The sequence below is a fragment of the Noviherbaspirillum humi genome (assembly GCF_900188095.1).
GTDB lineage: Bacteria > Pseudomonadota > Gammaproteobacteria > Burkholderiales > Burkholderiaceae_D > Noviherbaspirillum > Noviherbaspirillum humi.
The window spans coordinates 108,288-123,303 of record NZ_FZOT01000006.1; the positions used below are offsets into that span (position 1 = coordinate 108,288).

The window sequence follows — 15,016 nt, forward strand, 5'->3', positions numbered from 1 at the left end:
CTCCAGCAGGGCGCCGCAGGCAGGAGAATGAGATGGCGGTAAGGGAAATTCTGCGCATGGGCGACCCGCGCCTGCTGCGCCAGGCGCAGCCGGTGACGGAGTTCGGCACGCCGGCGCTGGAGGCGTTGATCGCCGACATGTTCGACACCATGCATGCGGCCAACGGCGCCGGTCTGGCCGCACCGCAAATCGGCGTGGACAAGCAGCTGGTGATCTTCGGCTTCGGCAAGAATGCCCGCTATCCCGACGCTCCGCCTGTGCCGGAAACGGTGCTCATCAACCCGGTGCTGACGCCGCTCGGCGAGGAGATGGAAGAGGGCTGGGAAGGTTGCCTGTCGGTGCCGGGACTGCGCGGCGTGGTGCCGCGCTGGAAGCGCCTGCGCTACCAGGGCCTCGACCAGCACGGCAAGACTATCGACCGCGAGGTCGATGGCTTCCACGCGCGCGTGGTGCAGCATGAATGCGACCATCTGGCCGGCATCCTGTATCCGATGCGGGTCAAGGATTTCTCCCGATTCGGATTCGTCGATATCCTGTTCCCCGAACTCGATCCCGCCAGCGACGATTAGCCTCTTTCGCCGGGCCGCAGATGACGGCCGGGCCACGCCGACCCGTTATGAGCCCGACCACCGACCCGCGCATACTCCTGATCTTCGCCCACCCGACGCCGCATCGCTCGCGCGCCAACCGGCTGCTGCGCGAAGCCGCCGCTTCGCTGCCGAACGTCAGGGTGCACGATCTCTACGAAACCTATCCCGACTTCCATATCGACGTCCCAGCCGAACAGGAGTTGCTCGCCGCCGCCGACCTCGTGGTGTTCCAGCATCCTATCCGCTGGTACAGCATGCCTGCGCTGCTCAAAGAGTGGGTGGACGCGGTGTATGAGCATGGATGGGCTTACGGAGAAGGCGGCAACGCGCTTCGGGACAAGGATTGCTGGATGGTGGTGACCACCGGCGGCAGCGAGGATGCGTACCAGGAGAACGGCCACCACGGCCATCCCTTCGAAACCTACCTGCCGCCGTTCGAGCAGACGGCCAGGCTGTGCGGCATGAACTGGCTGCCGCCGCTGGTGCTGCACGGCGTCGGGCAGGCGTCGGACGCTGAACTGGCCCGGCAGGCGGGCGCTTTCCGCGACCGGCTCGCAAGCTATCCATCGTGGTCTGGCCACGGTTTGCCGATTACCGCCAGGGAGGATGGCCATGGAAAATAAGCTGCTGCTGAATGCCTTGCTCTACCTCGCGGCGGCTGTCGTCGCCGTTCCCGTCGCCAAACGGCTGGGCCTGGGTGCGGTACTGGGCTATCTGATCGCGGGCATCGCGATTGGTCCCTGGGGGCTCGGACTGATCAGCGAGGTCGAAAGCATTCTGCACTTCTCGGAATTCGGCGTGGTGCTGCTGCTCTTCCTGATCGGGCTGGAACTGGAGCCGACGCGCTTGTGGGCGCTGCGCCGCTCCATCTTCGGCTGGGGCGGCGCCCAGGTGGGGCTGGTGAGCGCTGCGCTCGCGGCCGCGGCGCTGGTGTTCGGCGTGCCGTGGAAGGTGGCGCTGATCGCCGGCCTCGGCTTGTCGCTGTCCTCCACCGCCATCGCTTTGGCCACCCTGGAAGAGCGCCATCTGATGGCGACGCCGGCCGGCGCCGCCGGCTTTTCCATCCTGCTGTTCCAGGACATCGCCGCGATCCCGATGATCGCCATCGTGCCCATGCTCGGCGTTGCCGCGGCGGATGACGGCGAACCGGCCTGGATGGCGGCCGGCAAGGCTTTGCTGGTGATTGCCGTGCTGGTGCTCGCCGGCCGCTTCCTGATGCGGCCGCTGTTCCGCCTCATCGCCCGCACCGGCATGCGCGAAATCTTCACCGCGCTGGCGCTGGCGATGGTGATCGGTATCGGCCTGCTGATGCAGATGGTGGGTTTGTCGATGGCACTCGGCACCTTCCTGGCCGGCGTGCTGTTGGCGGATTCAGAGTATCGCCATGCGTTGGAGACCGATCTCGAACCCTTCAAGGGATTGCTGCTCGGCTTGTTTTTCATCGCCGTCGGCATGTCGATCGACTTCGGCGTCCTGCTGCACCAGCCGCTGCTGGTGGCGGGTCTCGTTGCCGCCTTCCTGGTCATCAAGATCGGCATCCTGGCGTTCCTCGGCCGGCGTTTCGGCATTGCCGGCGACCAGCGCCTGTTCTTCGCCTTTCTGCTTTCTCAAGGCGGCGAATTCGCCTTCGTGGTGTTCGGTGCGGCGGCAACGGCACGGGTGTTTTCCGCCGATACCGCATCGTTGCTGATGGTCGTGGTGGCGCTTTCCATGGTGTCGACGCCGCTTCTGATGCTGGCGTACGACAAGCTGATCGCGCCGCGTTTCCGGGCTGCCCGCAAGCGCGCTGCCGACCGCATCGAGGAAGAGAATCCGGTCATCATCGCCGGCTTTGGCCGCTTCGGGCAGATCATCGGCCGACTGCTGCATGCCAACCGCATCGGCGTCACGGTGCTCGATCATGACCCGGACCAGATCGACCTGCTGCGCCGATTCGGCTTCAAGGTGTTCTACGGAGATGCCACCCGCGCCGACCTGCTGGCCACCGCCGGCGCGAAGCAGGCGAGGGCGCTGGTGGTCGCGATCGACAGCATCGAGGACAGCCTGAAGCTGGTGGATGCGGCGAAGGAAGCGTTTCCGGGGCTGAAGATCCTTGCGCGGGCGCGCAACGTTACCCACTACTACGATCTGATGGACCGCGGCGTCACCGTGATCGAGCGCGAAACCTTCGAGTCGGCGCTACGGCTGGGGCGGCAGGCGCTGCAGGAAGTGGGCTATGGTGCCTACCAGGCGCGCGAGGCGGCGATGAAATTCCGCGATCACAACATCAAGACCCTGGAAGCGGTCTACCCGTATTACCGTGACCAGCAGCAGTTCGTGTCGCTTTCGGTGCAGGCAAGGGAGGAACTGGAAGCCATGTTCGCCCGCGACGTCGAAGCGCTGCAGTCGGAGCAGGGCGAAGGCTGGTAACCGCGCCGAATCAGAAGCTTTCGTCAGGCCCGAGGTAGCGCCACTGTCCCTGCGGCAGATTGCCGAGCGTGACGCGGCCAATGCGGATGCGCTTCAGCCCCAGCACCTTGAGGCCGACTGCCTCGCACATGCGGCGGATCTGGCGTTTCTTTCCTTCCTTCAGGATGAAGCTGAGCTGATCCTCGTTCTGCCAGCGTACCTTTGCCGGACGCAGCTTCTTGCCATCCAGACTCAGTCCATGGTTCAGCAGCTTCAGGTCCGCTTCGGGAAGGCGGCCCGGCTTGGTGTACTTCACCCGCACCAGATATTCTTTCTCGATGCCCGAATCCTCGCCGATGAGCTGCTTGGCGATGCGCCCGTCTTGAGTCAGCACCAGCAGGCCATTGGAGTCGATGTCGAGGCGGCCGGCGGGCACGAGGCTGCGCAGCTGGCTTGGATGGAACTGGGTGGACGTTTTGTCTTCGGTCCAACGGCGGTCCGGCGTGATCAGCACGACGGCAGGCTGGTACCCGTCTTCGGCCTGGCCGCTGACATAGCCGATCGGCTTGTGCAGCAGCACCGTGACGCGCCGCGCCTGCTCCGCCGCCGCCTGCCGTTCCACCGTGACGCGCTGGTGCGGCAGGACCTTGCTGCCGAGTTCGGACACCACCTTGCCGTCGACCCGCACCCAGCCGCGGGCGATCCATTCATCGGCCTCGCGGCGGGAGCAGAGGCCGAGTTCGGACATGCGTTTGGACAGGCGGACGGGTTCGGTCATGGCGATGCGTTTTTCGTGGCGTGAAACGGAATTCGGAGCAGGGCGTACGGCGCTAGATGCGCAGCGCTTCAAGGAGGTCGGTTTCGAGCTGGATCTGGCTGCGCGGGTTGTGCAGTAGCGGCCCATCCACCAGGAACACGTCCTCGACGCGTTCGCCCAGGGTCATGATCTTGGCGGTGTGCAGATTGATGCGGTATTTCGCCAGCACGTTGGCGATCGAGTACAGCAGGCCGTTGCGGTCGTTGGCGGTGACCGAGAGCAGATAATGCTGTCCCCGCTCGTCCGGCCGCAAATCCACCGTGGGCGTCACCGGGAAGCTGCGCGACAGCCGCGACAGCCGCGCCTTTGTCGGCGCAGGCAGCGCATCCTGGCTCTTGAGCAGGGTGGAGAGTTCATGCTCGATCAGGCTGATGATGTCGCGGTAGCTGTTGGCGAACACCGGCGCCTGCACCAGGAAGGTATCGAGCGCGTAGCCATGGCGGGTGGTATGGATCTTGGCGTCGAGGATGCTGAAGTTCTTTCGGTCGAAGTAGCTGCAGATGCGGGCGAACAGATCAGGCTGGTCCTTGACGTAGACTGTAACCTGCACGCCTTCGCCGATTGGCGCCAGCCTCGCCTTGACCACCGGCTCCTGGCTGTCGACCCGGTGATAGAGGCTGCGCGTCTGCCAGGCGATGTCGCCGGCTTCGTGCCGCAGGAAATAAGCCACGTCGAGCTGCTGCCACAGCTTCTGGTGCGCATTCTCCGGCAAGCCGTACAGGCGAAGCGTCTTCAGGGCATGCTGCTGGCGTTCGGCGAGCTCGTGCTCGGTGGAGGGATCTTCGCCGCCCAGCACCCGCAGGGTCATGCGATACAGGTCTTCCAGCAGCTTGCCTTTCCAGGCGTTCCACACCTTCGGGCTGGTGCCGCGGATATCGGCCACGGTCAAGAGGTAGAGCGCCGTGAGATGGCGCTCGTCTTTCACCACCCCGGCGAAATGCCGGATCACGTCCGGGTCGGACAAATCCTGTTTCTGCGCCACATGCGACATGGTGAGGTGATGCTGAACCAGGAACACGATCAGCTCGGTATCTTCCTGCGAGAAACCGTGGTCGCGGCAGAAACGGCGGGCGTCGCCCATGCCGAGTTCCGAGTGGTCGCCGCCTCGCCCCTTGGCGATGTCATGGAACAGTGCGGCGGTGTAGAGCAGCCAGGGCTTGCCGAAATTGGCCATGAGCTGGCTGCAGAACGGATACTCATGCGCATGCTCGCTCATGGTGAAGCGGCGAACATTGCGCACCACCATCAGGATGTGCTGGTCCACCGTGTAGACATGGAACAGGTCGTGCTGCATCTGGCCGACGATGCGCCGGAAGTTCGGCAGGTAGCGGCCGAGGATGCTGGTCTGGTTCATTCCGCGCAGCGCATGGGTGATGCCTTCCGGCGCCTGGATGATGTCGAGGAACAGCTTGCGGTTTTCCGGATTGCGGCGGAAGGTTTCGTTGATGCGAACCCGCGCATGCCAGAGGGCGCGCAGGGTGCGGGCGGTCATGCCGCGCAGTTCGCGATGGCGGGCGATGAGCAGGAACACTTCCAGCATTGCCGACGGATGGTTCTCGAAGACGTCGTCGCCGGCGATGTCAATCAGGTCGTTGACGGCATTGAATCGCTCATTGATCGGCTGCGATTCGACCGGGCGCGGGAAGAGATGGGCCTCGATGTTCTGCAGCAGAATGGTGTTGAGCTGGGTCACCGCCTTCGCCGACCAGTAGTAATGCTGCATCAGGTATTCGCTGGCGCGGCGCGTCTCGCTGCTGACGAAGCCGAAGGATTCGGCCACCTGGGTTTGCAAGTCGAACACCAGGCGGTCCTCCCGGCGGCCGGCGATCAGGTGCAGGCGAATGCGGATGTCCTTCAGTGCGCGTTCCTTTTGCGTCAGCTGCCGGGCTTCCGTGCTGGTAATCAGGCCGCGCTCGCCAAGCTTGCGCCAGGAATTGCCGAGTTCCGCCGCCTTCGACACCCACAGGATCACCTGCAGATCGCGCAGTCCGCCGGGGCTTTCCTTGCAGTTCGGCTCCAGGCTGTAGGGCGTATCCTCGTACTTGATGTGACGCTGGCGCAGCTCCAGAATCTTGGCCTGGAAGAAGGCGCGGGCATCCATGGCGGCCATGAAGCGCTTGCGCAGCTGGTTGAACAGGTCGCGGTTGCCGGCCAGCAGCCGGGCTTCGAGCAGACTGGTCTGAACGGTGATGTCGGCGGCGGATTCGGTCAGGCATTCATCGACGGTGCGTATGCTGTGGCCGATCTCCAGGCCGATGTCCCAGAACAGCTGGACCAGCTCTTCCAGCCTTTCCTTGCTCTCGCCCTCCGGCGCGCCGGGGAGCAGGATCAGAACGTCGACATCGGAGTAGGGGAACAGCTCCCCGCGGCCGTAGCCGCCCACCGCCACCAGTGCCGCTTCGGCCGGCAGGCCGATTTGCTCGGAAGCTTGCAGCAGGATGCCATCCACCGCATGGCACAGGCCGGAAAGCAGCTTTTCGGGACGGTTGTCCTCGCGGTAGGCATCGATGATCGCCTGACGCTCGGACTTCAGCTTTTCCTTGAGCGCGAGCGCAAGCGTTGCCATGCGGTGAAAGGCGCTCAGGCGGCGGCAGCCGGCGTAGCGGCGGTCTGCTGGATGAAGGCGGGCGGCGGCGGCATCTTCGGCGACACGGTGAGCACTTCGAAGCCGGTTTCGGTGACGAGAACGGTGTGCTCCCATTGCGCGGACAGGCTGCGATCCTTGGTCTTGATGGTCCAACCATCGCCCATTTCGCGGATTTCGCGGCGGCCGGCATTGATCATCGGCTCGACGGTGAAGATCATGCCGGCAGCCAGTTTGTCGAGCGTGCCGGGACGGCCGTAGTGCAGCACTTGGGGTTCTTCGTGGAACACCTTGCCGATGCCGTGGCCGCAAAACTCCCTCACCACGCTGTAGCCGGCCTTTTCCGCATGCTGCTGGATCACATAGCCGATATCGCCGAGGTGGGCGCCCGGCTTGATCTTGGCAATGCCGAGCCACATGCATTCATAAGTGATCTCGGAAAGGCGCTTGGCAAGGATCGAGGGCTCGCCGACGAAGAACATGCGGCTGGTGTCGCCGTGGTAGCCATTCTTGATGATGGTGATGTCGATGTTCACCACGTCGCCGTTCTTGAGCACCTTGTCGCCCGGGATGCCATGGCAGACCACGTCGTTGACCGACGTGCAGATGGCTTTCGGGAAAGGCGTGTATCCGGGCGGGCAGTAGTTCAGCGGCGCCGGAATCGAATCCTGTACTTTCACCATGTACTCATGGCAGAGACGATCCAGTTCGCCGGTGGTGACGCCAGGCTTGACGAAGGGCTCGATGTAGTCCAGCACCTCGGCCGCGAGGCGGCCGGCGATGCGCATGCCCTTGATGTCTTCTTCGGTTTTGATGGAAATGTTTGCCATGATGCAAGCCTGAACGCGTGATGGATTGATAACGGCAACGCTTTTCACAGAGCTTGCCGTAAAGGTTCAATTATAGTCGAGCCCGGCAAAGCGCGCCGCCGGAGGGGCCGCGCCGGCTTGATCAAATTGTCCGGAATCGAGTAGAATCATGGGTTAGCTTGAAACCGATTCAAGTGACTATTTTGTAAATCGCGAATCCGCTCGCCAAGGGTGCCGAAGCCGAGAGCTCGGTAGCCGAACGGATTCAAGACCTAACCCTGGAGAGAAACATGTCCGTAACCATGCGCGAAATGCTGGAAGCCGGTGTCCATTTCGGCCACCAGACCCGCTTCTGGAACCCCAAGATGGCCCCCTTCATTTTCGGCCATCGCAACAAGATCCATATCGTCAACCTGGAAAAGACGCTGTCGATGTACCAGGAGGCGATGAAGTATATCCGCCAACTGGCCGCCAACCGCGGCACCATCCTCTTCGTTGGCACCAAGCGCCAGGCTCGCGATCTGATCGCGGCTGAAGCCCAGCGCGCCGGCATGCCTTTCGTCGACCAGCGCTGGCTCGGCGGCATGCTCACAAACTTCAAGACCATCAAGACCTCGATCAAGCGCCTGAAGGATATGGAAGCCGCAATCGAGGAAGGCTCTCTGGAAAAGATGAGCAAAAAGGAAGCGCTGATGTTCCAGCGCGAGATCGAGAAGCTGCAGAAGTCCATCGGCGGCATCAAGGACATGGGCGGCATTCCGGACGCCATCTTCGTCATCGACGTCGGCTACCACAAGGGCGCCATCACCGAAGCCGCTAAGCTGGGCATCCCGGTCATCGGCGTGGTCGATACCAACCACTCCCCGGACGGCGTCACCTACGTCATCCCGGGCAATGACGACTCCTCCAAGGCCATCGCGCTGTACGCCCGCGGCGTCGCCGACGCGATCCTGGAAGGCCGCGCCAACGCCACTAACGACCTGGTCGAAGCCGTCAAGGGCGGTTCCGACGAGTTCGTCGAAGTCAGCGAGCAGGCTTAATCGCCGAGGCGCCTGATATTGAAGTCAGGCATCAAAAAGGGGCAACGTGTGTGGCCCCTTTTTTTTGACAGGCAAATACCGTTACCTTGATTTCCCCGTGGGGAAACTACTGAATTAGGAGAATGACATGGCGGCAATTACCGCAGCGATGGTAGGCGAACTGCGCGCGAAGACCGACGCGCCGATGATGGAGTGCAAGAAAGCCCTGACCGAGGCTGAAGGCGATATGGCTCGCGCTGAGGAGATCCTCCGTGTCAAGCTGGGCAGCAAGGCTTCCAAGGCCGCGTCCCGAATCGCGGCTGAAGGCGTGGTCGCGGCTTGCATTTCCGGCAATGTCGGCGCCCTGATCGAAGTCAACTGCGAAACCGACTTCGTCACCAAGAACGACGACTTCATCGGCTTGGCCAACACCTGCGCCCGTCTGGTCGCCGAGAACAACCCGGCTGACGTGGCTGCCCTGTCGGCCCTGCCGCTCGAAGACAAGACCGTGGATGAAGTTCGCTCCGCCCTGGTCGGCAAGATCGGCGAAAACATGTCGATCCGCCGCTTCAAGCGCTATGAAACCGCCGGCAAGCTGACTTCCTACGTGCACGGTTCCCGCATCGGCGTCATCGTCGAATACGAAGGCGCCGACGAGCAGGTCGCCAAGGACGTGGCGATGCACATCGCCGCGATGAAGCCGGTGGCATTGTCCGCCGCCGAAGTGCCGGCCGACCTCATCGAGAAGGAGCGTTCCATCGCTTCCCAGAAGGCTGCCGAATCCGGCAAGCCGGCCGACATCGTTGCCAAGATGGTCGAAGGCACCGTGCAGAAATACCTGAAAGAGGTATCGCTGTTCAACCAGCCTTTCGTCAAGAACGACAAGCAGACCGTGGAACAGATGCTCAAGGCTGCCAATACGACGGTGAAGTCCTTCACCATGTTCGTGGTGGGCGAAGGCATCGAGAAGAAGCAGGACGACTTCGCGGCCGAAGTAGCGGCGCAGGTCGCTGCCGCCAAGAAGCAGGCATAAGGCAGAAGCAAACAACGGGCCGCAAGGCCCGTTTCTTTACCCGCCGGCGTTTCGGCGGCGGCGAAGCGCAGCAAGCATGTCGCCTGCGCCTGGCGTTGCTGCCTACGCTTGTGCGTGTTCCGGGCCTTACGCTCCGTCAAGCGCAAAGCTCACCGCTCCTGTCCAAATTCATCTAATCTTCAGGCTGTATGAAAGCCTGCGACGATGAAGCTGGAATAGAATGTTCCTGTCTTGATACTTTAAGGATTTCAGCCTCATGACAAAACCGGCTTACAAGCGGGTTCTTCTGAAACTCTCCGGCGAAGCCCTGATGGGAGAAGACGCCTACGGCATCAACCGTTCGACCATCGAACGCATGGTGGCCGACGTGGCCGAAGTCGCCAATCTCGGCGTCGAACTGGCGATCGTCATCGGCGGCGGCAACATCTTCCGCGGCGTCGCCCCCGGCGCCCAGGGGATGGACCGGGCCACCGCCGACTACATGGGAATGCTGGCTACCGTCATGAATTCCCTCGCGTTGGCCGATGCCATGCGCCAGGTCGGCATCACCGCCCGGGTCATGTCCGCCATCGCCATCGAGCAGGTGGTGGAGCCCTACGTGCGGCCGAAGGCGCTGCAGTACCTGGAGGAGGGCAAGGTCGTGGTGTTCGCAGCCGGCACCGGCAACCCGTTCTTCACCACCGATACCGCCGCCGCGCTGCGCGGGGCAGAGATCGGCGCCGAAGTCGTGCTGAAGGCGACGAAGGTGGACGGCGTCTACAGCGCCGATCCGAACAAGGAACGCAATGCCGTGCGCTACTCCACCATTTCCTTCGATGAGGCCATTGCGAAGCATCTGCAGGTCATGGATGCGACCGCGTTCGCGCTGTGCCGCGACCAGAAACTCCCGATCAAGGTGTTCTCCATCGTCAAGCCAGGGGCCTTCAAGCGCCTGATCATGGGCGAGGACGAAGGCACCCTGGTACACGTCTGATTCATCCGAGACGAATTGAAGAAGAGAGGAAAACATGGCAGTTGGTGACGTCAAAAAGAATGCCGATCAAAAAATGGGCAAGTCGATCGAGACCCTGAAGGCCGATCTGGCCAAGGTCCGGACTGGTCGGGCCCATACCGGCATCCTGGATCACATCCAGGTCGACTATTACGGTACTCCGACCCACATCAACCAGGTGGCGAACGTCACTCTGATTGATGCCCGCACCATCGGCGTCCAGCCCTGGGAAAAGAAAATGGTGTCGGTGATCGAAAAGGCGATCCGCGAGTCGGACCTCGGCCTGAACCCGTCCACCCAGGGCGACATCATCCGCGTGCCGACCCCGCCGCTGACGGAAGAGCGCCGCCGCGAATTCGTCAAGCTGGTGAAGGGCGAGGGCGAGGATGCCAAGATCGCCGTGCGCAACATTCGCCGCGACGCGAACGAAGCCTTGAAGAAAATGCTCAAGGACAAGGAGTGCTCCGAGGATGACGAGCGCCGCGCCCAGGACGATGTGCAGAAGCTGACCGATCGCTATGTCGCCGAGATCGACAAGCTGATCGCGGAGAAGGAAAAAGAACTCCTCACCGTCTGACGTGCCTTTTCAACCTCACAAGCGGGCTTACATGACCCATCCGAGTTCTACCCTGACCATTCCCAGCGCCTCGGCCATGCCGCGGCATGTCGCCATCATCATGGATGGCAACGGCCGCTGGGCGACCAAGCGTTTCCTGCCGCGCGTGGCCGGGCATGGCAAGGGCGTCGAGTCGGTGCGCGACATCGTGGAAGCCTGCGTCGAGCGCGGCATCGAATATCTGACGCTGTTCGCCTTCAGTTCCGAAAACTGGCGGCGTCCGGCGGAAGAGGTATCGCTGCTGATGCGCCTGTTCATGACGGCGCTGGAGCGCGAAGTCTCCAAGATGCATGCCAACGGCATCCGGCTGCGGGTGGTGGGGGACCTCAGTCGCTTCGATGAGAAGCTGCGGCGCATGATCGCCACGGCTGAGCGCCGGACTGCCGGCAATACCGGCCTGACGCTGACGATCTGCGCCAATTACGGCGGACGCTGGGACATCATGCAGGCGGTCAACCGGCTCGTTCAGGAAAAGCCTGGCGCTGCTTCCTACACCGAGGAAGAGCTGGGGCCATATCTCGCCATGGCCTACGCCCCCGAGCCGGACCTGTTCATTCGAACTGGCGGCGAAGAGCGGATTTCCAACTTCCTGCTTTGGCAGCTTGCTTATACCGAGCTGTACTTCACCGATACCTTTTGGCCCGACTTCGACGCCACCGCCCTGGATCAGGCCATTCTTTCCTACCAGCAGCGCGAACGCCGCTTCGGCCGCACCAGCGAACAGATCGTCGAACAGAAGAAAGCATCGTAATGCTCAAGACGCGTATCATCACCGCGCTCATCCTGCTCGTCGTTTTAGTCTCAGTATTATCGTTAGGTAACTATCTGCTTTTCGCCCTGGTGGCCGCCGTGTTCTTCATGGCAGCCGCCTGGGAGAGTTTCCGCCTGTTCGGCAGCGTCCGGCCTCTCCTGGGGGCCGCCGTATGGACGGCGGCGTTTGCATTCTTGCTGTTTTCCGGCAGCCAGCAGGGCGGCACGCTCCTGTTTGGCGTATGCGCCGCGATATGGATCCTCCGCCTTGCGCCGTCGCTTGCGACCGGCTTGCCCGCCCGCGAGGGCTTGCCCAACCGGCTGCTCAACGCGATCTACGGCGTGGCGCTGCTCGGCTGCTTCATGGCCATCGTGGTCCTTTTCCGGCATTCGGCGGTCTATCTGTTGTCGGTCATGGCCATTGTCTGGGTCGCCGACATTGGCGCCTATTTCGCCGGCAAGGCATTCGGTAGGCACAAGCTGGCACCCTCCATTTCTCCCGGAAAGTCGTGGGAAGGCGCCATCGGCGGGCTGGTCGCGGTACTGGTCCTGAGTGGCGCCTCGGTCCTCCATCCTGCTTTTTCCGACACTTTTTCCGTGGCGCTGCAGCGCAAGTGGGGCTGGGCCGGACTCGTCGGCGTGATGATCCTGCTTACCGCCTTCAGCATCGTCGGCGATTTGTTCGAATCCCAGCTCAAGCGACGCGCCGGCATGAAGGACAGCAGCAATCTCCTGCCGGGCCATGGGGGCGTGTTGGATCGGATCGACGCCCTCATTCCCGTACTGCCGATTGCCGTATTATTCGATTCTTGGCTCTGATTTCCTAGCGGGATGCAAACAATCACAATTCTGGGTGCGACCGGCTCCATCGGCGCATCGACCCTCGACGTGGTGGCGCGCCACCCCGACCGATTCCGTGTTTACGCGCTCACCGCGCATTCCCAGGTCCGCAAGCTGGCAGAGCAGTGCCTGCGCTTTACGCCGCAGGTTGCGGTGGTAGGAAGCGCCGAGGCAGCAAAGGAACTGGAATCGCTGCTGCAGCAGGCGGGCAGCCGGACCGAGGTGCTGCATGGCGAGCAGGCGCTTTGCGCCGTCGCCAGCGCCCGGGACTGCGACACCGTGATGGCCGCCATCGTCGGCGCCGCAGGCCTGGCGCCAAGCCTGGCCGCGGCACGCGCCGGCAAGCGCGTCCTGCTTGCCAACAAGGAGGCGCTGGTGATGTCCGGCCAGCTGTTCATGGACGCAGTCGAGCAGAGTGGCGCCATCCTGCTGCCCATCGACAGCGAGCACAACGCGATCTTCCAGTGCCTGCCGCACACCTATGGCCGACGGCCCGACGGCCATGGCGTTTCCAAGATCCTGCTGACCGCCTCCGGCGGCCCTTTCCGTACCCGACCGCTCGACACCCTTGCATCCGTCACGCCGGAAGAGGCGGTGGCGCATCCGAATTGGGTAATGGGGCGGAAGATCTCGGTGGATTCCGCCACCATGATGAACAAGGGGCTGGAAGTCATCGAAGCCCATTGGCTGTTCGGTGCGCCGGCCGATCGCATCGAAGTGGTGATTCATCCGCAAAGCGTGATCCACTCGATGGTGTCCTACGACGACGGCTCGGTGCTGGCGCAACTCGGCAATCCCGACATGCGCACGCCCATCGCCCATGCCCTGGCTTTTCCGGAACGGATCGAATCGGGGGTCGGTCCGCTCGACCTGGCACGCATCGGCCGCCTGGACTTCGAAGCGCCCGACATGGCGCGCTTCCCCTGCCTCAGGCTGGCCTATGACGCCTTGTTGGCGGGGGGTACGGCGCCCGCTATACTGAATGCCGCCAATGAAATCGCGGTCGAAGCCTTTCTCGAGCGCAGGCTTGCGTTCCATTCCATACCGGCCGTGATCGAAGGCGTGCTGCAAAAGCTGCCCGCGCCTGACGTCGGCTCCATCGACGCGCTGCTCGAGCAGGACCGGACCGCGCGCCGTGTTGCGCTTTCCCTGATTTCCTGAAAGGGGCAATGCCATGATGCTGATCCAAACCCTGATCGCTTTTGCTGTGTGCCTGGGCGTGCTGATCATCGTGCACGAGCTGGGGCACTACTGGGTCGCGCGCTGGTGCGGCGTCAAAGTGCTGCGGTTCTCGGTCGGCATGGGCAAGATCGTGTTTTCACGCCGCTTGGGTCCGGACCAGACCGAATGGGCGATTTCGGCGCTTCCCTTCGGCGGTTACGTCAAGATGCTGGACGCGCGGGAGCAGGACGTGCGCAGCATTCCGCCGCAGGACTTGGCGCGGGAGTTTACCCGCCAGTCGGTCTGGAAGCGGATCGCCATCGTGGCCGCCGGCCCGCTCGCCAACTTCATTCTCGCCATTGCCGTCTTCGCCGGCCTCTATATGCATGGCATTCCGGAGCCGGCCGCTCGTCTAAGGGCCGTGCCGGAAAAATCCGCTGCCCATGCCGCCGGGCTTCGCGGCGGCGACCTGATTGCCGCGGTCAATGGCGAAGCGATCCAGGGCTGGACCGATCTGCGCTGGAAGATCCTGCAACTCGCCGTGGACCATGCGCCGGCCCGCCTCGAGGTGGAACGCCGGGTGGACGACCGGCGCGAACCGGTGCATGAACAGCTTGTGCTCAGCCTGTCTTCACTGTCCGCCTCCGAACTCGAAGGCGAGTTCCTGCAGAAGCTGGGACTCGACCTCGCTCGTCCGCAGGCGGTAATCGGCAAGGTGCTGCCCGACGGCGCGGCTGCCCGGGCCGGCCTGCAGGAAGGGGACCGTGTGCTCGAAGTGGACCGCAAGCCGATGATGGATGGCCTGGCTTTCGTTGAACTGGTGCGCTCCTCGCCGGGCAAAACCATGGAAGTGGTGGTCGAGCGCCAGGGCAGAGAAGTGCCGCTCAGCCTGATGCCGGAAGCGGTGCTCAAGAGCGAGCGGGTGTTCGGCCGCATCAAGGCGGAGGTTCCGCTGGCGCCGGAAATGATCAACGTCAGTCAGGCGCCATTGGCGGCGCTGGGCAAGGCGGTGCAGAGAACCTGGGACACGAGCGTGCTGTCGCTGCGCATGCTTGGTAAAATGCTAATCGGCGAGGTCTCGTGGAAGAACATCACCGGACCCATCACCATCGCCGATTACGCTGGCCAGACAGCCCGCATCGGCATGGTCAGCTACCTGACCTTCATCGCATTCATCAGCATCAGCCTCGGTGTTATGAATCTGCTTCCAATCCCGGTGTTGGATGGGGGGCTTTTACTGTATTATGCGCTGGAAGTTTTGACTGGGCGCGCCATTCCCGAACGGGTCGGCGAGATCGCGCAGCGCGCGGGCGTGGGCATATTGATGATGCTGATGGCTGTCGCGGTCTTCAACGACATATTACGGCTGGTATCGTAATGGTCCTTGGCGGCCCGGCGGTCCTTGTCCGCGTCCGACA

General features: G+C 62.9%; 14 protein-coding genes. 11 read left to right on the forward strand and 3 right to left on the reverse strand.

Annotated features, from left to right (window positions below; all coding sequences use genetic code 11):
* Positions 1-32: 32 nt before the first annotated feature.
* Genes def through kefC form a run of 3 tightly spaced genes read left to right on the forward strand, consistent with a single transcriptional unit; the run spans position 33 to position 2,999 of the window.
* Entirely contained in the window at positions 33-569 is a 537-nt protein-coding gene (gene def, locus CHB88_RS11545; RefSeq protein ID WP_089399477.1) for a peptide deformylase, read from the forward strand.
* A 47-nt stretch (positions 570-616) separates the two neighbouring features.
* Complete coding sequence (gene kefF / locus CHB88_RS11550) at positions 617-1,213, forward strand: glutathione-regulated potassium-efflux system oxidoreductase KefF (RefSeq protein ID WP_089399478.1); 597 nt, start codon at positions 617-619, stop codon at positions 1,211-1,213.
* Complete coding sequence (kefC, locus tag CHB88_RS11555; RefSeq protein ID WP_089399590.1) at positions 1,203-2,999, forward strand: glutathione-regulated potassium-efflux system protein KefC; 1,797 nt, start codon at positions 1,203-1,205, stop codon at positions 2,997-2,999. The genes kefF and kefC overlap by 11 nt, the downstream gene beginning before the upstream one ends.
* A gap of 10 nt (positions 3,000-3,009) precedes the next feature.
* Here kefC and CHB88_RS11560 read toward each other — a convergent pair whose 3' ends face one another.
* Genes CHB88_RS11560 through map form a run of 3 tightly spaced genes read right to left on the reverse strand, consistent with a single transcriptional unit; the run spans position 3,010 to position 7,209 of the window.
* Entirely contained in the window at positions 3,010-3,756 is a 747-nt protein-coding gene (locus CHB88_RS11560) for a pseudouridine synthase (RefSeq protein WP_089399479.1), read from the reverse strand.
* Positions 3,757-3,808: 52 nt separating this feature from the next.
* The gene (locus CHB88_RS11565) at positions 3,809-6,361 is read right to left on the reverse strand and encodes a [protein-PII] uridylyltransferase (protein WP_089399480.1); all 2,553 of its coding nucleotides are present in this window, start codon (positions 6,359-6,361) and stop codon (positions 3,809-3,811) included.
* A 14-nt stretch (positions 6,362-6,375) separates the two neighbouring features.
* Complete coding sequence (map, locus tag CHB88_RS11570) at positions 6,376-7,209, reverse strand: type I methionyl aminopeptidase (RefSeq protein ID WP_089399481.1); 834 nt, start codon at positions 7,207-7,209, stop codon at positions 6,376-6,378.
* Positions 7,210-7,478: 269 nt separating this feature from the next.
* Here map and rpsB point away from each other — a divergent pair, with 269 nt between their 5' ends.
* The 8 genes from rpsB (at position 7,479) to rseP (ending at position 14,976) form a co-directional block, all read left to right on the forward strand.
* Positions 7,479-8,228, forward strand: a complete 750-nt coding sequence (rpsB, locus tag CHB88_RS11575) for a 30S ribosomal protein S2 (protein WP_089399482.1) — start codon at positions 7,479-7,481, stop codon at positions 8,226-8,228.
* A gap of 127 nt (positions 8,229-8,355) precedes the next feature.
* Positions 8,356-9,240, forward strand: a complete 885-nt coding sequence (gene tsf, locus CHB88_RS11580) for a translation elongation factor Ts (protein WP_089399483.1) — start codon at positions 8,356-8,358, stop codon at positions 9,238-9,240.
* Positions 9,241-9,496: 256 nt separating this feature from the next.
* A complete protein-coding gene (pyrH, locus tag CHB88_RS11585) occupies positions 9,497-10,213 on the forward strand; it encodes a UMP kinase (RefSeq protein ID WP_089399484.1) in 717 nt (238 codons plus the stop codon).
* 34 nt (positions 10,214-10,247) lie between these two features.
* Positions 10,248-10,808 (forward strand): ribosome recycling factor, encoded by a 561-nt coding sequence (gene frr, locus CHB88_RS11590; protein ID WP_089399485.1) that lies wholly within the window; start codon positions 10,248-10,250, stop codon positions 10,806-10,808.
* A gap of 31 nt (positions 10,809-10,839) precedes the next feature.
* A complete protein-coding gene (uppS, locus tag CHB88_RS11595) occupies positions 10,840-11,598 on the forward strand; it encodes a polyprenyl diphosphate synthase (protein ID WP_089399486.1) in 759 nt (252 codons plus the stop codon).
* Positions 11,598-12,416 (forward strand): phosphatidate cytidylyltransferase, encoded by an 819-nt coding sequence (locus CHB88_RS11600; RefSeq protein WP_089399487.1) that lies wholly within the window; start codon positions 11,598-11,600, stop codon positions 12,414-12,416. Before uppS ends, CHB88_RS11600 begins: the two co-directional genes overlap by 1 nt.
* Positions 12,417-12,428: 12 nt before the next feature.
* The gene (gene ispC, locus CHB88_RS11605; protein ID WP_089399488.1) at positions 12,429-13,598 is read left to right on the forward strand and encodes a 1-deoxy-D-xylulose-5-phosphate reductoisomerase; all 1,170 of its coding nucleotides are present in this window, start codon (positions 12,429-12,431) and stop codon (positions 13,596-13,598) included.
* A gap of 13 nt (positions 13,599-13,611) precedes the next feature.
* Positions 13,612-14,976, forward strand: a complete 1,365-nt coding sequence (rseP, locus tag CHB88_RS11610; RefSeq protein WP_089399489.1) for an RIP metalloprotease RseP — start codon at positions 13,612-13,614, stop codon at positions 14,974-14,976.
* Positions 14,977-15,016: the final 40 nt, after the last annotated feature.